This is a genomic window from Pseudomonas gozinkensis (assembly GCF_014863585.1).
In the GTDB taxonomy this organism is placed as follows: Bacteria; Pseudomonadota; Gammaproteobacteria; order Pseudomonadales; family Pseudomonadaceae; genus Aquipseudomonas; species Aquipseudomonas gozinkensis.
The window spans coordinates 1534087-1553909 of the sequence record NZ_CP062253.1 but is presented as its reverse complement, the minus strand read 5'-3'; the positions used below and the strand labels follow the sequence as shown (position 1 = coordinate 1553909).

Here is a 19823-nt window from a genome sequence, read left to right as displayed (position 1 = left end):
GAATATTCACGACTCGTTGAAAAAACGCATCCCCGCATAGGGCTTTTGCCGACACGCGGCCAGTCGCGAGGCCAGATCACCGACGTGGGCTTCGAGTTTGTGCCCGTCCGGGTCGAGGAAGTAGAACGACGCGCCTTCGCTGCGGTTGTCACGCCATTCCTGCACGTTGGCGGCGCGAAGCTGTTGCACGAACAGCGGAAAATCCGCCGCGCCGAGGCTGAAGGCGTAGTGGGTGTAGTCGGCGGCGGGCTCGGGATGGCGCTTCGGGTCGAGGGACAGGCACAACCACAGGCCGGGGAGCGACAGATAGGCACCGGCGTCCCAGGTGGCCTCGACCCGCAGCTTCAACACGTCGCGGTAGAACGCTAGGCTGCGGTCCAGGTCGGTGACGGCGAGGGTCAGGTGGTTAAGGCCGGTGAACATCGGGTCAGTAACCTCTGAGGTCTTCGGGGATGGTGTATTGCTTGCCGTCGTAAGTCAGGGTGATTTGGGTTTTGGTCAGGTCGGTGGTTTTGGAAACGCACTCTTTGCCTGACTGGGTCGAGGTGTACACCACACCACTTGAGGAAACGATCAGATCAGCGAAGCCATTGTGGCTGGACGGGCCGATTTCCAAAGTTCTGAGGATTTTCGTGTCCTTGGTTTCGCACTCACCAGTGCCCTCGCCAAACTCCTTCCGAATGACCAGACCTTCCAGCACCGGGCGCAACTTGCTGCCTTCGCGAACGTAAAGCGCCAGATCGGTTTTTGCGTAGGGGTTGGCCCGGGAAAGCTGATCGGCAAACTTCGAACGCACGCCAAATGCGCGAACGTCGGACGCCAGGCGGTAGCGAGCCGTGTCGATGGTCAGGTCTTCGAAACGGATGGCATCGGAGTTGTAGGCCCCAGGCTTGAGGTATGTCGCCAACGGCTTGGCATTCGCGGCGTTGAGGAGCGACAACTCCAGATCGAACACGCCGTCGTGATCACCTTCGGAGTCGGACACGAATGTGGATTTTGCCGAGATCGCCTTGTCCGGGAAGGCCGGCCACACCTTGCAGCGTGACAGGGAGTGACCGTCGAATTTCTTTATCTCACAGGCGGCGTGGGCCTGAGTGGTGATGGCCAGAAAGCCGAGGGCAATGAAAAGTCGGGTTGGGGTGAGCATTGTTCTTCCTTGAAATAAGTCGCGTTGGTTCTGTATCACTCGATGGCTTTGAAACCTTTAGGCAAGACGTAGGATTTTCCGTCGTAGTGAAGGGTTGTCAGTTCAGGACTGCTGACACTGATTTTGTCTTCACAGGTATTGCCTTCGACGACATTGGTCGTCCCTGTCGTCCTGGTTTTGATGATCAGATCGGCATAACCATGGGAGCTGGTCTTGGCAATTTCTACCGTTCTGGTTGTCTCATATCGCTCGCCTGCGCAATCACCGTCCCATTCGCCGCCGTACTCATAAACCACTAATTGACTGAGCACAGGACGTAACTTATCGCCCTCTTTCACATAAAGAGAGAGGTGCGTTTCCTCAAGCGGGTTGAGGCGAGAGGCATTGGTGAATTGCACGCGAACGCCAAACGCCCGTAACTCTGGGGTTATTTTGTAGCGCGCGGTATCGAGCGAGAGATCTCGCAATGCCACCCCTCCCGAGAAAAAAGCGGAGGCTTGGTGATAAGTGGCAACCGGTTCCGTTTGGTCGCTTTTCAAGACAGATAAATTGAAATCATAGGTGCCGCTCGTGTCGGTGCCACCGGGCACGGAGCTGCGTTCAAATTTCGCGTTCGCGCTGATGTTCAACCCCGGATACGCCGGCCACTCCTTGCACACGGAGAAATCCAGATCACCCGTCACAGGCGCAGGCACACAATCAGCCAACACCTGCCCCGCCATCAACGCCCCACACAGCGCCAGCCAACCAACCACCCCAGACTTCACTGTCACGCCCCGCTCCTTGATGTTTTTCAGCCGCGCACTATCCCCTGCTCAATCCGCCGATTCAACCAGTTCAACGCCTGATCCCCGCCCCGCCGCTTGTGCCACGCCGACACGAAGGTGAACGGCGCAATTTCAAACGGTGGTGGCACGACGATCAGCGACTCGTCATCAACCTCATTCAACGCCCGCGAAGCGACGGTCAAAATCAGATCCGTGCCGCTGATGAACTGCGGCGCAACGCTCCAGTGCGGCAGGCTGATGGCGACGCGGCGGCGTTCGCGCAGGGCGGTCAGGGTGCGTTCGATTTCCGGGGTGCCGCTGCCGCGCATTTCCAGCAGCACATGCGGGCGTGACAGGTAGGTCGGCAGATCGAGCTGACCGTCGGCCGGCAAGCTGTAGCGATCAAGCAAGCACACGTAGCGTTCCTCGAACAGCGGCGCGCTGCGCAGTTCGCCGGGCAACTCGGGGAGTACGCCGGCGGCGAGGTCGATGTCGCCGTTGAGCAGGCCTTCGACCATGCCTTCGCGGCTGGCGTGGCTGATTTGCAGGTCGATGCCAGGCGCTTCCGCGCGCAAGGTGCGAATCAGCCCGGGCAGGATGATCGCCGCGCCGTAGTCCGACATTGCGAGGCGAAAGGTCCGACGGGCGCTGGCCGGATCGAAAGTGTTCGGCGCCAGCAGCGATTGCACCTGAGCCAGGGTTTCAGCCAGGGGCGCCGCCAGCTCCAGCGCCCGCGCGGTGGGCACCAGCCCCGAACCGGCCCGCACCAGCAACGGATCACCGACCAAGTCGCGCAGACGCGCCAACGCGTGGCTGACCGCCGGTTGACTCAGGTGCAGGCGCTCGGCGGCGCGGGTCACGTGTTGCTCGCTCAGCAAGGCGTCGAGTATCACCAGCAGGTTGAGATCGATGCGGCGCAGATCATTCATTCGATGCATGTTCCGAATACCAAAACAGAATTTAAATCTGCGCGACGAATACCCTAGAGTCCAGCAAAACCTTGCCGGAGAACGATCATGGGAACGATGCAATGGGTCGGTTTGCTGCTGTTGGCGGTATTCGCCGGGGCGGTGGTGCCGTTTCAGAGTGCGATCAACATCAATCTGGCGCGGGGGTTGGGGCATCCGCTGTGGGCGACGTTCACCTCGCTGGTGGTGAGCGTGCTGGTGCTGCTGCCGGTGATTGTTGCCCTGCGCCTGCCGTTGCCGTCGCTGGCCCTCGCCAGCAAGGTGCCGCTGTGGATGTGGACCGGCGGCGCGTTCGGGGTGTGCTTCGTCGCCTTGGCAGTGGTGTTGCTGCCGAAGTTGGGGGCTTCGGGATTTCTGGCACTGGCCCTGGCCGGGCAAATGATCACGTCAATCGTGCTGGACCATTTCGGCCTGTTCGGGCTGGTGGAGAAGCATCTGACGTTGCCGCGCCTGTTCGGTGCGGTGTTGTTGATGGCGGGGGTGGTGTTGATTCAGTTTTCTCCGGTGATCGATAAGAGCACCGCTGCCGTTGGATGACGGCCCAGGAGAGCTGCCTGAGAACCACCTGCCGGAATCCGCCGACAACGTCACTCATTACCGCAAAGTCATCGCGCAGGCAGACCTCAATCGGGAGGCCGTCGCTTGACGGTCAAAACGCTAGATGCCAGATGCTGTCAGCATTCGAGTCAGGTAAACGTTCCCGTCATCTGTTCCCCCCATCAATACCGAAGAGCCCTGAAGGCAGGCATCGTCGGGGGCCCATCCAATCCCATGTGTCCCACGTTCATTAAACTGCGGATCCACCATACCGTCCCGCGTGAAACCTCTCGCCAACAGGTGACCTGTTGCCCCGGACATCTGACCCACCGCAACAATCCGCTGACCGTGACGATCATCCAGCGCAAACCCTTTGCTGAAGCGCTTGAGATCTTTGGAGTCCACCGGAGGGATCAACACCGTATCGCCGTTATTGAACGATCGATCATTGTTACCTTGAAGGTCGATTGCAGCCACGAATGCATATTGATGTCTCTCACCGCCAGAATGCCTGGAGGCATCCCCCATTAACAGCAACCGCTGTGGCGGCTGAATGACAAGGTCGGTAATCGAATTTTCGAGCACATCGGAACCTTCACGAACGTCGAGCAGAAGCATTCCGCCAACGCCGAACGCTGGATCAACCTGCCCGTTGCTGTCGAACGCCATGACCAAACCCTGGCTGACGCCGCTTGTCCCGCCATACACAAGAATCCCGCCATTTGGCAGCTGCGTGATTCCGATCAACGTGATACCGAGACCGGCAAGCGTAATGACGAGCCAGCCTTTCGAAGCAAACGCGGTGTCCTCTGTGCCATCAAGGAAGAGTCGGGTCAGAAGACCGCTGCCCCCTTTCGAGGTGGTGAAAAGCAACCGGTCCGGCACTGCCTGCTCCGGGTCGGATCGCGCCAGTATCAGGCTTCCGGCAAAGGCCCCGGCGAGCGTAGGCGTGCGCATGGGAACGACGACATATCCGCTTCGACTGCTACCAAAATCCGCATCAAGCGACCCATCGGGCAAGAAACGCGCGATAACCTGTTGGAACGGGGTAGATAGCCCAGGAATCAAGCCGCACACATAGATCCTGCCAGCCTCATCAATAAGCAATGGCCCACCCTGTGATGACAGACCGCTCTTGTATTGCTCGACCACATAGCCACCCCTGCCGAAAGTCGAGTCGATGGGCCCATCCGCGTGCAGACGTGCCAAGCCGTAGCAGGTTTCTCCCGACATTGTGGTAACGGTCGCACTGACCATGATCTTCCCCGTAGGAATGATCCCCACTCCGTGGCCTACGGTCTTTTGCGCACCGGGAAACTGCAATGCTGGTGCGACAAATGAAGGATCCAGATCCCCCGCCGCCCCTGCGATCAATACACTGTTTTTTTTCATGCCTGCATACTCCACGCGAGATCGGAGGCGATCCCTTTCCCGGGTTATTCGGCCTGAAGCAGCTGCGAGGAACAACTGTCACAAATGACAGTTGTTTATACAAAATCAGAATTATCCATAAGGCAAAAAAACCTAAAGAACTGTTAGTTCCTACAGGTTTAACAGCGATGGAACCATGGCAGTCTCTCGCTTCGTTCCTACCTGAATCGAGAAGCTCACATGAGTAATCCGTCAAGTGCCAATCAGCAGCCCATACCTGCCCCAGTCAACACTTTGCCCGCTGATCAAGCCATAGTGGGCTCCCGAACAATTTTCATGGGCACAGGTGCACCGACAGCTTTCATTGAGGTGCGCGATAGCAAGCAACAGCAGTCGTATGGAGAAGGGTATGTCAACAAAAATGCACGATGGGTCTTCAGTGCCAAATCAGTAATGTTGCCCGGGAATTATCAGATACAGACCCGCCAAACACTAAACAATGAAACGTCAGCATGGTCGGCTCCGCGCTCTTTCACTGTTGTCGTGCCGATGAAGATCGAGGCGCCAGAGATTGCCCAACCGCAAGAGGGTGAACAAACGGATGCTTCACCGGTTTTTTCAGGAAAGGCCTACCAGAACGGCGGCGCCGTAGACCTTTTTGATATGAACGCCAATCAATTGCTGGTCTCGGCATCCGTCCTGCCCGACGGGAGTTGGCGTACCCAGGCCTTGCAACCGTTGCCGGTGGGAGAGCATCGAATCTCGGCGCTCCATCGCGTCGCAGGCGATGTTTCCGACTGGGCACTGCTTCGGACATTTTCAGTTCGTGTCTCGAAGTAAAGGCAGGCGAACGTCTGAAACTGTTCGCCCACGCCTCACACCTCAAAACGCGCTGCGGAAAATCTCCTCGATCTGCCGCTGATCCGCCGCCCGTGGGTTGGTGAAACCGCAGGCGTCTTTCAGGGCGTTGGCGGCGAGTACCGGGATGTCGGTGCATTTGGCGCCCAGATCGCGCAGCCCCCCGGGAATTTCGACATCTCTGGCCAGGCAACGGATCGCGGCAATCGCGGCTTGCGCGCCCTCCTCCGGACTGAAACCGCGAATGTCGGCGCCCATGGCGTGGGCCACATCGGTCAGGCGATCGGCACAGACCAGCGCGTTGAACGTCTGAACATGCGGCAACAACACCGCATTACACACCCCGTGAGGCAGATCGTAGAAACCGCCCAACTGGTGCGCCATCGCATGCACGTAACCGAGGGAGGCGTTGTTGAACGCCATGCCCGCGAGGAACTGCGCGTAGGCCATGTTTTCCCGCGCGGCCAGATCGCTGCCGTCGCGCACTGCCAGGCGCAGGTTGTTGCTGATCAGGGTCATGGCCTTCAGCGCGCAGGCGTCGGTGATCGGGTTGGCGGCAGTGGAAACGTAGGCTTCGATCGCGTGGGTCAGTGCGTCCATGCCGGTGGCGGCGGTCAGGCCTTTCGGCATGGCGACCATCAGCGCCGGGTCGTTGACCGACAGCAGCGGCGTGACGTTGCGGTCGACGATGGCCATTTTCACATGGCGGGTTTCGTCAGTGATGATGCAGAACCGGGTCATCTCGCTGGCCGTGCCGGCGGTGGTGTTGATGGCGATCAGCGGCAGTTGCGGCTTGGCCGATTGATCGACGCCTTCGTAGTCGCGGATCTGTCCGCCGTTGGTGGCGCACAACGCAATGCCCTTGGCGCAGTCGTGGGGCGAGCCGCCGCCGAGGGACACCACAAAATCACAGCGACTGTCCTTGAGCAGCGCCAGCCCGGCTTCGACGTTGGCGATGCTCGGGTTGGGTTTGGCGCCGTCGAAGATCACCGAATCGATATCCTGCATCGCCAGTTTCTCGGCGATCATCGTCGCCACGCCGGCCTTGGCCAGACCGGCGTCGGTGACGATCAGCGCCTTGCGAAAACCGTAGTTGCGGATCGCGTTCATGGCGTCGTCGAGGCAGCCGCTGCCCATGATGTTTACGGCGGGAATGAAAAAGGTGCTGCTCATGGCGCGTCTCCTGACTGGGGCCGAATCGACTCCTGCGATCCGGCGGATGCACACAGGATCGACCGATCGGTCACGGCGGATGTTGATCTGGCTCAATGCCCGCTCGTGATAAAGTCGCCGCCCATCTGCCCTTTGTTTTGAGACGTGCCCTGCAATGACCGATTTTCTGGATGTCGACGCCACACTCGAAGACTGGAACGCGTTGCGCGCCACCACCGACTTCAGCGGTCTGTTGCTGGGCAACGGCGCCAGTCGTGCGGTGTGGGACGACTTCGGCTACGACTCGCTGTTCGAAAACGCCCGCACAGTGGAAGAAAAGCCCCTGAGCCCTTCGGAACTGAGCGTGTTCGACGCGCTGCAGACGCGCAGCTTCGAGCAGGTGCTCGGCGCGCTGAAGATCACCAGTCGGGTCAACAAGGCCTTGGCCGTCAGTTCGGCCGCGCCGCGCAACCGCTACTACGCGATCAAGGAAGCGCTGATCAACACCGTGCACGCGGTACACATCCCGTGGCGGCTGATCGAAGTCTCGACCCTGGCGACCCTGAACAGTGAACTGGCGCGTTATCGCACGGTGTTCACCACCAATTACGATTTGCTCAATTACTGGGCCCTGCAACATCAGGGCGAAGCCATCGACGACCTGTTCAACGGCCCCGACGCCAGTTTCGATCTGTTCGAAAGCAGCACTGAAAAACCGCGTCTGCTGTACCTGCATGGCGGCCTGCATCTGGTGCGCAACCAGGACGGCACCGCCCGCAAACTGACCGCCACCGAGGGCACACTGCTCGGCAGTTTCGCGATCAACAACACGATCAAGACGCTCGACGACGTGCCGCTGTTCGTCAACGAAGGGCCGAGCGCGGACAAGCTCAAGACCATCCGCAGTTCCGACTACCTGTCGTTCTGCTACGACCAGTTACTTGGTCACGGCGACAACCTGTGCATCTTCGGCCACGCTCTGGGCGAACAGGACAGCCACCTCGTGCGCGCCCTGCGTCTGGCGAAACCGAAGACCGTGGCGATCTCGATCTATCCACGCAGCGCGGCGTTCATCCAGCATCAGAAGCGCCACTACGCCAAGTTGTTCGAAGGCACGGGCGTCGAGTTGCGGTTCTTTGATTCCAAGAGCCATGCGCTGGGCAATCCAAAATTGTCGGTGCCGGTCGAGGTCTAGTGGCGACGCTTCTGGCGTCATCGCTAGCAAGCTAGCTCCCACAAGAAAGTGCATTCCAACTGTGGGAGCTAGCTTGCTAGCGATGGCGTCCGTCCAATCCACTCATTCCTCGCTGCTGTGCACCACCACCAGCAACTGCGCCTGCACCTCGCCCACTGAGCGGATGCGATGGGGTTTCTGCGCATTGAAGTGCAGCGCATCGCCCCGCTCCAGCAGCACCCGTTCGCTCACGAAGTCCACTTCGACCTGACCTTCGTGGACGAACAGAAACTCCTCGCCCAAGTGTTCCTTGAAGGTCTTGTCGGTGAATTCGCTCGGCGGGTAAATGATGAACGGCAGCAGGCTGCGTTCGCTGACTTGATGGGCCAGCACCGCATAACCGGGACTGTGATCGTTGGCCGCCAGCGACTGGCGTTCGTGGCTGCGCACCAGGCTGTAGCTGTCGAGGCTGACGTTGTCTTCGGAGAACAGCTCCTCGACTTTCACGTTCAGCGCCTTGGCCAGTTTCAGCGCGGCGGCAATCGACGGCGTGTTCAATCCGCGCTCGACCTTCGACAGGTAACTCTTGGTCATGCCGGATTTCTCGGCCAGCGCCTCAAGGGTTACGCCAAGTTTTTTTCTCAATAATTTCAAACGGATAGACATGCGAAGCGATTAATCCAGCAAAGGAAAGACGATTTGTCCTTGCCAATGACACAAAGTGTCATATAGCCTCTTAAGTGTCATCCATGGCAACCACCACAGGACACGGATATGGCGAAGACATTAGCACTACCCAAAGACGAACTGGTCAAGCAAGCGCTGACCCAGATGCAAAAAAGCCTGGCGGATAATACGTGGACAGACCGGCAGAAGCTGGCCCTGACCTGCCGGATTCTGTTCGAGAACGGCCACGATTCGGGCCTCGCCGGACAGATCACCGCCCGTGGCCCGCAGCCGGGCACTTACTACACTCAGCAACTGGGTCTGGGTTTCGATGAAATCACCGCGAGCAATCTGCTGCTGGTCAACGAAGACCTGGAGGTGCTCGAAGGCCACGGCATGGCCAACCCGGCCAACCGTTTCCACAGCTGGGTGTACCGCGCCCGGCCGGACGTGAACTGCATCATCCACACTCACCCGACGCACATTGCCGCGCTGTCGATGCTGGAAGTGCCGCTGCAGATTTCCCACATGGACCTGTGCCCGCTGTACGACGATTGCGCGTTCCTTGAAGGCTGGCCGGGTGTGCCGGTGGGCAACGAAGAAGGCGAGTTGATTGCCGGGGCGTTGGGCGACAAACGGGCGATCCTGCTTTCCCATCACGGTCAGTTGTCCACCGGCACGACCATCGAGGAAGCCTGTGTCATCGCGCAACTGATCGAGCGCGCCGCCAAGCTGCAATTGCTGGCGATGGCCGCCGGGACGATCAAGCCGATCATCCCCGAGCTGGGTCGCGAGGCGCATGACTGGGTCTCGAAACCAAAACGCCACGCCGCGGCCTTCAACTACTACGCCCGGCAGAACCTGCGTCAGCACGCCGATTGCCTGAACTGAACACCTCATCCTTGCGGAGCACTCTCATGTCCAACATTCACGGCATCATCGGCTACACCATCACCCCGTTCGGCGCCAACGGCGAAGGCGTTGACCTGCCGGCCCTCGGCCGCTCCATCGACCGCCTGATCGCCGGTGGCGTCCACGCCATCGCACCACTGGGCAGCACCGGCGAAGGCGCCTACCTGAGCGATGCGGAGTGGGACCAAGTCGCCGAGTTCAGCATCAAGCACGTGGCCAAACGCGTGCCGACCGTGGTCAGCGTGTCCGACCTGACCACCGCCAAAGCGGTGCGTCGCGCACGCTTCGCCGAAGCCCACGGCGCCGACGTGGTGATGGTGCTGCCGACGTCCTACTGGAAGCTGACCGAAGCGGAAATCCTCGCCCACTACCGCGCCATCGGCGACAGCATCGGCGTGCCGATCATGCTCTACAACAACCCGGCCACCAGCGGCACCGACATGTCGGTGGAACTGATCCTGCGCATCGTCAACGGCGTTGAAAACGTGACCATGGTCAAGGAGAGCACCGGCGACATCCAGCGCATGCACAAGCTGCAACTGCTCGGCGAAGGCCGGGTGCCGTTCTACAACGGCTGCAATCCGCTGGCGCTGGAGGCGTTCGCCGCCGGGGCCAAAGGCTGGTGCACGGCAGCGCCGAACCTGATCCCGCAACTCAATCTGGATTTGTACGAAGCCACACTGGCGGGGGATCTGGGCAAGGCGCGAGAGCTGTTCTACCGCCAGTTGCCGCTGCTGGACTTCATCCTCAAGGGCGGGTTGCCGGCGACGATCAAGGCCGGTCTGCGACTGACCGATCTGGAAGTCGGTGATCCGCGCTTGCCGGTGTTCCCGCTGGCGGAGGCCGGGCGTACGCAATTGCAGGCCTTGTTGAACACCTTGCGCTGAACAAAAAAATCCCGCCCGGGTCATGCCGGGCGGGATTTTTTGTGGCCGTCGATCAGAGGCTGGCGGCGCGTTTCATGGCTTCGCGGTGGAACGGCTGATCCTTGAGAATCTGCGCGATGAACGTGTCGCTGATCAAGCGCATGTGTTCGAACTGACCGCCCGAGGCGTTGAATGCACCGCGCCAGGATTCGGTGTGGTTTTTCACGGTGTAGATGCCCAGCATCTGCTTGCCATGGCTGAGGCTGAACACCACGGTGCTGTCGAAACTCACTGGCACCGGCACCAGAAACAGGGTGAAGGCGCTCAGAAGCATCTGCGGCTGAATCCCGCCGACATCACTGTTGGCGATCACCAGTACGTTGTAGCCGTCGTCGCTGCGACCGGCCTTCACTTCTTCAAAGGTGCCACGCCGACGCAGCTCGTCACGCAGCATCCAGCTCGGCATGCCGATCACACTGACATTGATGGCCGGCAATTGCTGGCTGCTGTAATCGACGTCTGGCGCCTTCAGCGAATGGGTGGCCTGGCAACCGCCGAGAAACAGAAGCAAACCAAGAAGCAGACGTTTGATGGGCATTAGAGTTTTCCCGAGAGCATGGCTTTGTAGAGGGAGGCGCTGCTGCCGTTTTCTTCGCGAATGAACGGCGTGGCGGTGTACAGGTTCGGCAGGTCCAGCCGTTGCAGGCCGGGTATTTGCGGATACCTGGCCCGTACCAGCGCCGCGTCGCGTTCAAGGTGATCGCTGTGCAGGAACAGGCAGCTGGTATCGCCGGGAGTCAGGCAACCGGCGCGGAAATCGCCAATGTAATAGGCCTTGCCCGCTTCAAGCTGCATGCCGATGGTGAAGTCTTCACGGCTCCAGGACACCGATCTGCCACGGTCGAATCGCACGTTGTAGATCTCGTAGCGGCCGGGTTTGAGCGGCATCACGAACAACGTGCCGATACCATGACCGGTCTCGCGCACGTCCCGCGCCGTGCGGGCATAGAACTCGTTGTGCAGCCGCGCGCTGGCGAACTCGTCACTGCCGCGCTTGCGGATCAGCAGCATCTGTTCCTGGGCCGCATAGGCCGCTTTGGGCCAGATGCCGACCACACCCACCAGATACGCCGTGCCGGAGTCGGCACTCGGTGCGAGTTCATCATCGATCTGTGTCGGGGACAGGCTGTAGCAGCCGCTCAAGCCGAGCAGTAGGGTCAGTACGGTAAAAAAACGGATCATCGACGGAAAAACTCTGGCGGCAGTTGTTCAAAAAATCCGCGAAAGAGCCTTCTGTGCGCCTCCTTCCGTGGATTGGCGGCGGAGGATAAGCGAAATGATGGCACATAGCCAGAATTCAGTCGCCAAGGATTTGGCGACTGAACGTCATGAAGGATTCAAAGCACCGGCAGGGTTTTGTCCTTGATCAACTTGGTCGGCCCGTTGGCCTTGACGCTTTCGATGCCTTTGGCACACGCCGCGTCGGAGGAATAGGATTCGCTGCTGCCGATGATCTGGTGATTGGCCGCCTTGAGGTTGAAGTAGGGATGGCCGTCCTTCGTCGATTTTTTCTCGTAGCGTTCGTCCAGCGGGCTGTTGGTCTGCACCGAGGCAATGCCGTTTTCGGCGGCGGTGCGGGTGGTGTACAGCTCGCTGGTCAGAATGGTTTCGGCATTCGCCGCTTTCAGCACGAACCTGAACTGGCCGTTGCTGCTTTTGCTCAACTCATACCATCCGGACATGTTGTTTCTCCTTATCGATGTGTCACAGGGTGATTTTGGTTCCAAGCAACCCCAGGAAACCGGCCAGCCAGTTCGGGTGCGCCGGCCAGGCGGGCGCGGTGGCCAGGTTGCCCTGGACATGGCCGTCCGTGACCGGGATGTCGATGTAGGTGCCACCCGCCAGCCGCACTTCCGGGGCACAGGCCGGATAGGCGCTGCACTCGCGACCTTCGAGAATCCCCGCCGCCGCCAGCAGTTGCGCGCCGTGACAGACAGCGGCGATCGGCTTGCCGGCCTTGTCGAAAGCACGCACCAGCTCCAGGACCTTTTCGTTCAGCCGCAGGTATTCCGGCGCACGACCGCCCGGCACCAGCAGCGCGTCGTAATCCTTGGCATCAACCTTGGCGAAATCGAAGTTCAGGGCGAACTGATGACCGGGTTTCTCACTGTAGGTCTGATCGCCTTCGAAATCATGGATCGCGGTGCGCACGGTCTTGCCAGCCGCTTTATCCGGGCATACGGCGTGGACGGTATGACCGACCATCTGCAGGGCCTGGAACGGCACCATCACTTCGTAGTCTTCGACGTAATCGCCGACCAGCATCAGAATCTTTTTCGCGGCCATGGGCAGGGCTCCTCTGGTGAATGCGCAGGAATATTCACAGTAGCCCAAGGACCGCGATGGCGTTCGCAAACTGTATGGATAACTCTGCGCTCAGCTGTAACAGCCCGATTGCCGTGGTTTGTGGCTAGATGAAGCCACCTCCCTGCCACCTTCGAATCTGGTTGCCCTCATGTCTTCGCGCGAAAACACCGGCATGGCCCTCGGCCTGCTCGGCGTGGTGATTTTCAGCCTTACCCTGCCCTTCACCCGCATCGTGGTGCAGGAACTGCACCCGCTGCTCAATGGCCTCGGCCGCGCGTTGTTCGCGGCGATTCCGGCAGCGGCGCTGTTGTTGTGGCGACGGGAAAAGTGGCCGACCTGGAAGCAGGTCAAAGGCCTGAGTCTGGTGATCGCCGGGGTGATTCTGGGTTTCCCGGTGCTATCGGCGTGGGCCATGCAGACCTTGCCGGCGTCCCACGGTGCGCTGGTCAACGGTTTGCAGCCGCTGTGCGTGGCACTGTACGCCGCGTGGCTGTCCCATGAGCGTCCGTCGAAAGCCTTTTGGGCCTGCGCCGCGTTGGGCAGTGCGCTGGTGCTGGGTTATGCGTTGTACACCGGTGCCGGCAGCATTCAGGCCGGGGATTTGTTGATGTTGGGTGCGATTGCGGTAGGCGGTCTGGGTTATGCCGAGGGCGGGCGTCTGGCCCGGGAGATGGGCGGCTGGCAGGTGATCTGCTGGGCGCTGGTGCTGTCGACGCCGCTGCTGATCGGCCCGGTGTTGTACCTGGCGTTGCAGCATCAGGGCGCGGTGTCGGCGAAAACCTGGTGGGCCTTCGGTTACGTCGCGCTGTTTTCGCAGTTTCTGGGCTTCTTCGCCTGGTACGCCGGGCTGGCCATGGGCGGCATTGCACGGGTCAGTCAGATCCAGTTGTTGCAGATCTTCTTCACCATCGCGTTTTCCGCACTGTTCTTCGGCGAACACGTGGAGCCGATCACCTGGCTGTTCGCCTGTGGCGTGATCGCGACGGTGATGCTCGGGCGCAAGACCGCGGTGCGCCCGGCTCAACCGGGCACGTTACCGGCCGGGGTTGAGCTCAAGCCTTGAGCTTCAGCAGGCCATCGGCGAGCAGCAGGGTTTCGAGGCAGTGCTCGCTGATCTGGTAGAACGCCTTCAATTCCTGGATCTTCACCAGCAGCTGAGCCGGGTCCACCGGCTCGGCGCGCTTCACGGCGAGGATCATCTTGTTCTTGTTGGTGTGGTCCAGCGAGATGAACTCGAACACCTTGGTCTCGTAACCGCAGGCTTCGAGGAACAGCGCACGCAAGCTGTCGGTGACCATTTCCGCCTGCTGGCCCAGGTGCAGGCCGTATTGCAGCATCGGCTTGAGCAGCGCCGGGCTCTGGATCTGCAAGCGGATCTGTTTGTGGCAGCACGGCGAGCACATGATGATCGAGGCGCCAGAGCGGATACCGGTGTGGATCGCGTAGTCGGTGGCGATGTCGCAGGCATGCAGGGCGATCATCACGTCCAGCTCGCTCGGCGCCACGCTGCGCACATCACCACATTTGAACACCAGCCCCGGGTGTTCCAGCTTCGCGGCGGCGGTGTTGCACAGGTTGACCATCTCTTCACGCAGCTCGACGCCGGTGACTTCGCCCTCGGCCTTCAACGTGTTGCGCAGATAGTCATGGATGGCAAACGTCAGGTAACCCTTGCCCGAACCGAAATCCGCCACCCGCACCGGCTTGTCCAGAGCCAGCGGCGACGAGGTCAGCGCGTGGCTGAACACTTCGATGAACTTGTTGATCTGCTTCCACTTGCGCGACATCGCCGGGATCAACTCGTGCTGGGCGTTGGTCACGCCCAGGTCCTTGAGGAACGGCCGGTTCAGATCGAGGAAGCGGTTCTTCTCGCGGTTATGCTCGGCGGATGGCACTTCGCGCAATTGCTGGGGTTTGCTCATGAACAGCGAGCTCTTGCCCTTTTTGCTGTATTCGAGCTGGGCTTCGTCGGTCAGCGCCAGCAAATGCGCATTTTTGAACGCCGCCGGAAGCAATCCGGCAATCGTCCCAACCGCTTCGTCCAGCGGCAGATTCTTGGTGATGTCGCGGGTCTTGTAGCGATAAACGAACGACAGGCACGGCTGCGCCTTGACCGTCACCGGCTTGATGATGATCCGCTGCAGATCCGCTTCTTCGCCGACGTACTTGGCCAGCACCAGTTTGATGAAGCCGTTCTGTTCGAGGCTGGTTTGCAACAGCTCGATGAACCGGGCGTGGTGATCGGGCGCCGGTTTGGCAGGTGCGGAGGGAGCGGTAACGGACATGGGAAAAAGCGGCCTCGGACGGGCAAAACGGGAATGGCCGCTAGTTTAGGGGGGATGGCGTCCGAGGGCACGGCTAATTTCCCGAACGGCTTATCCCAGCACCACCAGGCGATTGGGCAACTCATTGCGCACCTGCGTCACCGGCACATGCACCTTGAGCAACTCGCCGCACGCCTCGATACACGTGACGAAGCCCTGCAACGTCTGCCCCTGCCTTACCTGCTCGGTAAACGCCGCAACAATCGAATCCCAACTCTTGTTATCCAGCTTCTTGGAAATCCCTTCATCCACCAGGATTTCCACATACCGCTCCGCCTCGCAGACAAAAATCAGCATGCCGGTGCTGCCCACCGTGTGGTGCAGGTTCTGTTCGAGAAACTGCCGCCGCGCCAGGTTCGAGGCGCGCCAGTGGCGGACGTGGCGCGGGATCAGATGAGTGGTGACCTTGGGCAGACGAAACACCAGGCACAGCACGACAAAACTGACCCACTGCACCAGCAGCAGGCTGTGCATCGTCAGCCAACCGGTCAGGTAATGCACGATCCCCGGCACCACCAGCGCCAGCAGGCTGGCCCACAGCAGCGGGATGTACGCATAGTCGTCGGCACGGGCCGCGAGCACCGTCACCAGTTCGGCGTCGGTGTCGCGTTCGACCCGGGCGATGGCCTCGGCGACCTTGCGTTGTTCGTGTTCAGTCAGTAATGCCATGTCGTGAAGTGCCTGCTCATTATTGTTATCACCAGCCGCCGGAGGACCCGCCCCCGCCGAAACTGCCACCGCCGCCGCTGAAGCCCCCGCCTCCACCGCCGCCGCCAAAACCTCCGCCACCAAAGCCGCCCCCTCCTCCGGAGCCACCCCGGCCGGCGGGAAGGATACCGAGCATCTGGCAAACAAAAACAGTCAGGATGAACAACATCACCAGAAATACGAACAACGCCGGGTACCGCGAGACGAAATCATCCGCGGGATCGCCGGCCGATTCATACACGGTGGACGGTTCATCCAGCGGATTGCCGCCCAGCACCACCAGCATCGCTGCCACACCGTCGCTGATGCCCTTGCTGAAATTACCGGCCTTGAACGACGGCGTGATGACCTGATGGATGATCACCGAACTCTGGGCATCGGTCAGGCGATCCTCCAGCCCGTAGCCGACCTCGATGCGCAATTTGCGCTCGTCCCGGGCGACGATCAACAGGGCGCCGTTGTTCTTGTCCTTCTGGCCGATGCCCCAGTGCCGGCCCAGTTCGACGCCGTAGTCCTCGATGGTCGAGCCTTGCAGATTCGGCAACGTCACCACCACCAACTGCTCGCCGGTTGCCTGCTCGTGAGCCTGCAACTGCTGGCTCAGTTGCGCGCGCACCGACGGTTCGATCATTTGCGCGTCGTCCACCACCCGCCCGGTCAGCGCCGGGAAGGTCAACTCGGCCCGGGCGCTGACGGCGAACAGCCACAGCATCAGCACCAGGCCCATCTTCAACACACGCATGGGCATCCCCGGCTCAGAACTTCACTTCCGGGGCCTTGTCCGCGCCGGGGCTGGTGGCTTCGAAGGTCTCGCGGATCGGCAAGTCGCTGTACATCACGCTGTGCCACAGGCGACCGGGAAAGGTGCGGATCTCGGTGTTGTATTTCTGCACCGCCAGGATGAAATCCCGGCGGGCCACGGCGATGCGGTTTTCGGTGCCTTCAAGTTGCGATTGCAGGGCGAGGAAGTTCTGGTTGGCCTTCAGGTCCGGATAACGTTCGGACACCACCATCAACCGGCTCAAGGCGCCGGTCAGTTGATCCTGGGCCTGTTGGAACTGTTTGAGTTTTTCCGGGTTGTCGAGGGTGCTGGCATCGACCTGGATCGACGTCGCCTTGGCCCGGGCCTCGATCACGGCGGTCAGGGTTTCTTCCTCGTGCCTGGCGTAACCCTTCACGGTTTCCACCAGATTGGGGATCAGGTCGGCGCGGCGCTGGTACTGGTTCTGCACCTGGCCCCAAGCGGCCTTGGCCTGCTCGTCGAGGGTCGGGATGTTGTTGATGCCGCAGGCGGTCAACAACGTGGCCAGCACCAGCAAGGTGGCGACCTGCAAACGCGAGCGGTAGACAGGACTGACATTCATCGGACGGGTGCTCCCTTGCACATTTCATGAATAATGAATCGCGAAACATTCTCAGCCGGCGGTTGGGGCATAATCGCCCGCGCCACTGGATTGCAGCGGGCCGATGGGCTAAAAAGAGGCCCTGCGCGATCACGTCGCCGAAACTTTCGACGTACATTCGGCTGTCGTTTTCTGAATCAGCACCCGAACAACAATAGTCGCTCCCTAAATTTTGGCTGGCCGGCATTGCAACGCCGTTTAGGCCCTTGAGAAAACTATTCATGAAGAAGCTGTGTTTGCTGGGCCTGTTCGTCAGCCTGGCCAGTCATCAAGTACTGGCCGCCACGACCCCGGTACCCCTGGAAAACAAGGACGCGTTCATCAGCAATCTGATGAAGCAAATGACCCTCGACGAGAAGATCGGCCAGTTGCGCCTGATCAGCATCGGCCCGGAAATGCCCCGCGAGTTGATCCGCAAAGAGATCGCCGCCGGCAACATCGGCGGCACCTTCAACTCGATCACCCGCCCGGAAAACCGTCCGATGCAGGACGCTGCCATGCGCAGCCGTCTTAAGATCCCGATGTTTTTTGCGTACGACGTGATCCACGGTCACCGTACGATTTTCCCGATTCCGCTGGCCCTGGCATCGAGCTGGGACATGGACGCCATCGGCCAGTCCGGGCGCGTTGCCGCCAGGGAAGCCGCCGCCGACAGCCTCGACATCACCTTCGCGCCGATGGTCGACATCTCCCGCGACCCGCGCTGGGGCCGCAGCTCCGAAGGTTTCGGTGAAGACACCTACCTGACCTCGCGCATCGCCAAAGTCATGGTCAAGGCCTATCAGGGCGAGACCCCGAGCGCGGCCGACAGCATCATGGCCAGCGTCAAGCACTTCGCCCTGTACGGCGCGGTCGAAGGCGGTCGCGACTACAACACCGTCGACATGAGCCCGGTGAAGATGTACCAGGACTACCTGCCACCGTACCGCGCGGCGATTGATGCCGGCGCCGGCGGCGTGATGGTGGCGTTGAACTCGATCAACGGCATTCCGGCCACCGCCAACACCTGGCTGATGAACGACCTGCTGCGCAAGGACTGGGGCTTCAAGGGCCTGGCAGTCAGCGACCACGGCGCGATCTTCGAACTGATCAAGCACGGCGTGGCCCGCGACGGTCGTGAAGCGGCGAAGCTGGCGATCAAGGCCGGCATCGACATGAGCATGAACGACACCCTGTACGGCAAAGAGCTGCCGGGGCTGCTCAAGTCCGGCGAGATCGAACAGAAAGACATCGACAACGCGGTGCGTGAAGTCCTCGCGGCCAAGTACGACATGGGCCTGTTCAAGGACCCGTACCTGCGCATCGGCAAGGCTGAAGACGATCCGGCCGACACCTACGCCGACAGCCGTCTGCACCGTGCCGACGCCCGTGAAGTGGCGCGTCGCAGCCTGGTGCTGCTGAAGAACCAGAACGAAACCCTGCCGCTGAAGAAAACCGCCAAAGTCGCGCTGGTCGGCCCGCTGGCCAAGGCCCCGATCGACATGATGGGCAGTTGGGCTGCTGCCGGTCGTCCGGCGCAATCGGTGACCCTGTTCGACGGCATGAGCAATGTGATCGGCGACAAGGCGAACCTGATCTACGCCCGTGGCGCCAACATCACCAGCGACAAGAAGATCCTCGACTACCTGAACTTCCTCAACTTCGATGCGCCGGAAGTGGTCGATGATCCGCGCCCGGCCAACGTGTTGATCGATGAAGCGGTGAAAGCCGCCAAGGACGCCGACATTGTGGTTGCAGCGGTGGGTGAATCCCGAGGCATGTCCCACGAATCGTCGAGCCGCACCGACCTGAACATCCCGGAAAACCAGCGTGAACTGATCCGTGCCCTGAAAGCCACCGGCAAGCCGTTGGTACTGGTGCTGATGAACGGCCGTCCGCTGACGATCCTCGAAGAGAAAGAGCAGGCCGACGCGATTCTGGAAACCTGGTTCAGCGGCACCGAGGGCGGCAACGCCATCGCCGACGTGCTGTTCGGCGACTACAACCCGTCGGGCAAACTGCCGGTGACCTTCCCGCGCTCCGTGGGCCAGATCCCGACCTACTACAACCACCTGAGCATTGGCCGGCCATTCACGCCGGGCAAACCGGGCAACTACACCTCGCAGTATTTCGATGACACCACAGGTCCCCTGTTCCCGTTCGGTTACGGCCTCAGCTACACCAGCTTCAGCCTGAGCGACATGGCGCTGTCCTCGACCACCCTGAATGCCACCGGCAAGCTCGACGCCAGCGTCATGGTCAAGAACACCGGCAAGCGCGACGGCGAAACCGTGGTGCAGCTGTACATCCAGGACGTCACCGGCTCGATGATCCGTCCGGTCAAGGAACTGAAGAACTTCCAGAAAATCATGCTCAAGGCGGGCGAGCAGAAAGTCGTGCACTTCACCATCACCGAAGATGACCTGAAGTTCTACAACGCCCAGCTCAAGTACGCGGCCGAGCCTGGCAAGTTCAACGTGCAGATCGGCCTGGACTCCCAGGACGTGACGCAGCAGAGCTTTGAATTGCTGTAATCCCGCGCCCTGATCGTTCCCACGCTCTGCGTGGGAACGCAGCCCGGGACGCTCCGCGTCCCAAAGCGGACGCAGAGCGTCCATTGAGGC

At 60.6% G+C, this 19823-nt stretch carries 22 protein-coding genes; 7 read left to right on the top strand and 15 right to left on the bottom strand.

The window, feature by feature from the left end; translation table 11 throughout:
- Positions 1-6 precede the first annotated feature (6 nt).
- The 4 genes from fos to IHQ43_RS06930 are packed head-to-tail and all read right to left on the bottom strand — an operon-like array spanning position 7 to position 2852.
- Positions 7-423 (bottom strand): fosfomycin resistance glutathione transferase, encoded by a 417-nt coding sequence (gene fos / locus IHQ43_RS06945; protein WP_192563836.1) that lies wholly within the window; start codon positions 421-423, stop codon positions 7-9.
- Positions 424-427: 4 nt separating this feature from the next.
- Positions 428-1147, bottom strand: a complete 720-nt coding sequence (locus IHQ43_RS06940; RefSeq protein ID WP_192563835.1) for a PA3715 family protein — start codon at positions 1145-1147, stop codon at positions 428-430.
- 35 nt (positions 1148-1182) lie between these two features.
- Positions 1183-1920, bottom strand: a complete 738-nt coding sequence (locus IHQ43_RS06935; protein WP_192563834.1) for a PA3715 family protein — start codon at positions 1918-1920, stop codon at positions 1183-1185.
- 20 nt (positions 1921-1940) lie between these two features.
- Entirely contained in the window at positions 1941-2852 is a 912-nt protein-coding gene (locus IHQ43_RS06930) for a LysR substrate-binding domain-containing protein (protein WP_192563833.1), read from the bottom strand.
- A gap of 78 nt (positions 2853-2930) precedes the next feature.
- Between IHQ43_RS06930 and IHQ43_RS06925 the strand changes: the two genes are divergently transcribed.
- On the top strand, positions 2931-3419 hold the full coding sequence (locus IHQ43_RS06925; RefSeq protein WP_192563832.1) for a DMT family transporter: 489 nt from the start codon (positions 2931-2933) through the stop codon (positions 3417-3419).
- A gap of 120 nt (positions 3420-3539) precedes the next feature.
- Here IHQ43_RS06925 and IHQ43_RS06920 read toward each other — a convergent pair whose 3' ends face one another.
- The gene (locus IHQ43_RS06920) at positions 3540-4811 is read right to left on the bottom strand and encodes an NHL repeat-containing protein (RefSeq protein WP_192563831.1); all 1272 of its coding nucleotides are present in this window, start codon (positions 4809-4811) and stop codon (positions 3540-3542) included.
- A gap of 219 nt (positions 4812-5030) precedes the next feature.
- Here IHQ43_RS06920 and IHQ43_RS06915 point away from each other — a divergent pair, with 219 nt between their 5' ends.
- Complete coding sequence (locus tag IHQ43_RS06915; protein ID WP_192563830.1) at positions 5031-5630, top strand: hypothetical protein; 600 nt, start codon at positions 5031-5033, stop codon at positions 5628-5630.
- Positions 5631-5672: 42 nt separating this feature from the next.
- Here the strand turns inward: IHQ43_RS06915 and yiaY are convergent, their stop codons facing one another.
- Positions 5673-6821 carry an L-threonine dehydrogenase gene (gene yiaY, locus IHQ43_RS06910; RefSeq protein WP_192563829.1) on the bottom strand — a complete coding sequence of 383 codons (1149 nt, stop codon included), beginning with the start codon at positions 6819-6821 and terminating at the stop codon, positions 5673-5675.
- A 154-nt stretch (positions 6822-6975) separates the two neighbouring features.
- On the opposite strand from yiaY, the gene IHQ43_RS06905 reads away from it, so the two are divergent.
- On the top strand, positions 6976-7995 hold the full coding sequence (locus IHQ43_RS06905; protein WP_192563828.1) for a DUF4917 family protein: 1020 nt from the start codon (positions 6976-6978) through the stop codon (positions 7993-7995).
- A gap of 102 nt (positions 7996-8097) precedes the next feature.
- Here the strand turns inward: IHQ43_RS06905 and IHQ43_RS06900 are convergent, their stop codons facing one another.
- Positions 8098-8640 carry a helix-turn-helix domain-containing protein gene (locus tag IHQ43_RS06900; protein WP_192563827.1) on the bottom strand — a complete coding sequence of 181 codons (543 nt, stop codon included), beginning with the start codon at positions 8638-8640 and terminating at the stop codon, positions 8098-8100.
- Positions 8641-8748: 108 nt separating this feature from the next.
- Between IHQ43_RS06900 and IHQ43_RS06895 the strand changes: the two genes are divergently transcribed.
- Positions 8749-9531, top strand: coding sequence for an aldolase (locus IHQ43_RS06895; protein WP_007957912.1), 783 nt, complete (start codon positions 8749-8751; stop codon positions 9529-9531).
- A gap of 26 nt (positions 9532-9557) precedes the next feature.
- On the top strand, positions 9558-10439 hold the full coding sequence (locus IHQ43_RS06890) for a dihydrodipicolinate synthase family protein (RefSeq protein ID WP_108559973.1): 882 nt from the start codon (positions 9558-9560) through the stop codon (positions 10437-10439).
- Positions 10440-10491: 52 nt separating this feature from the next.
- Here IHQ43_RS06890 and IHQ43_RS06885 read toward each other — a convergent pair whose 3' ends face one another.
- From IHQ43_RS06885 to IHQ43_RS06870, 4 genes are all read right to left on the bottom strand, one after another.
- Positions 10492-11016, bottom strand: coding sequence for a hypothetical protein (locus tag IHQ43_RS06885; RefSeq protein ID WP_192563826.1), 525 nt, complete (start codon positions 11014-11016; stop codon positions 10492-10494).
- Complete coding sequence (locus IHQ43_RS06880) at positions 11016-11660, bottom strand: hypothetical protein (RefSeq protein WP_192563825.1); 645 nt, start codon at positions 11658-11660, stop codon at positions 11016-11018. The genes IHQ43_RS06885 and IHQ43_RS06880 overlap by 1 nt, the downstream gene beginning before the upstream one ends.
- A gap of 155 nt (positions 11661-11815) precedes the next feature.
- Positions 11816-12160 carry a YegP family protein gene (locus IHQ43_RS06875; protein ID WP_192563824.1) on the bottom strand — a complete coding sequence of 115 codons (345 nt, stop codon included), beginning with the start codon at positions 12158-12160 and terminating at the stop codon, positions 11816-11818.
- Between the two features lie 22 nt (positions 12161-12182).
- Entirely contained in the window at positions 12183-12764 is a 582-nt protein-coding gene (locus IHQ43_RS06870; protein WP_085605454.1) for a DJ-1/PfpI family protein, read from the bottom strand.
- A 169-nt stretch (positions 12765-12933) separates the two neighbouring features.
- Here IHQ43_RS06870 and IHQ43_RS06865 point away from each other — a divergent pair, with 169 nt between their 5' ends.
- Positions 12934-13848 (top strand): DMT family transporter, encoded by a 915-nt coding sequence (locus IHQ43_RS06865; RefSeq protein WP_192563823.1) that lies wholly within the window; start codon positions 12934-12936, stop codon positions 13846-13848.
- Here IHQ43_RS06865 and IHQ43_RS06860 read toward each other — a convergent pair.
- The 4 genes from IHQ43_RS06860 to IHQ43_RS06845 all read right to left on the bottom strand — a co-directional run bounded on the left by IHQ43_RS06860 (position 13838) and on the right by IHQ43_RS06845 (position 17181).
- Entirely contained in the window at positions 13838-15070 is a 1233-nt protein-coding gene (locus IHQ43_RS06860; protein ID WP_192563822.1) for a class I SAM-dependent methyltransferase, read from the bottom strand. The genes IHQ43_RS06865 and IHQ43_RS06860 overlap by 11 nt on opposite strands.
- Before the next feature lie 90 nt (positions 15071-15160).
- Positions 15161-15778, bottom strand: coding sequence for a TPM domain-containing protein (locus tag IHQ43_RS06855; protein ID WP_085605448.1), 618 nt, complete (start codon positions 15776-15778; stop codon positions 15161-15163).
- A gap of 28 nt (positions 15779-15806) precedes the next feature.
- Positions 15807-16559, bottom strand: coding sequence for a TPM domain-containing protein (locus IHQ43_RS06850; RefSeq protein ID WP_192563821.1), 753 nt, complete (start codon positions 16557-16559; stop codon positions 15807-15809).
- A gap of 13 nt (positions 16560-16572) precedes the next feature.
- Positions 16573-17181 carry a LemA family protein gene (locus tag IHQ43_RS06845; protein ID WP_192563820.1) on the bottom strand — a complete coding sequence of 203 codons (609 nt, stop codon included), beginning with the start codon at positions 17179-17181 and terminating at the stop codon, positions 16573-16575.
- 260 nt (positions 17182-17441) lie between these two features.
- Between IHQ43_RS06845 and bglX the strand changes: the two genes are divergently transcribed.
- Positions 17442-19733 (top strand): beta-glucosidase BglX, encoded by a 2292-nt coding sequence (bglX, locus tag IHQ43_RS06840; RefSeq protein WP_192563819.1) that lies wholly within the window; start codon positions 17442-17444, stop codon positions 19731-19733.
- Positions 19734-19823 lie beyond the last annotated feature (90 nt).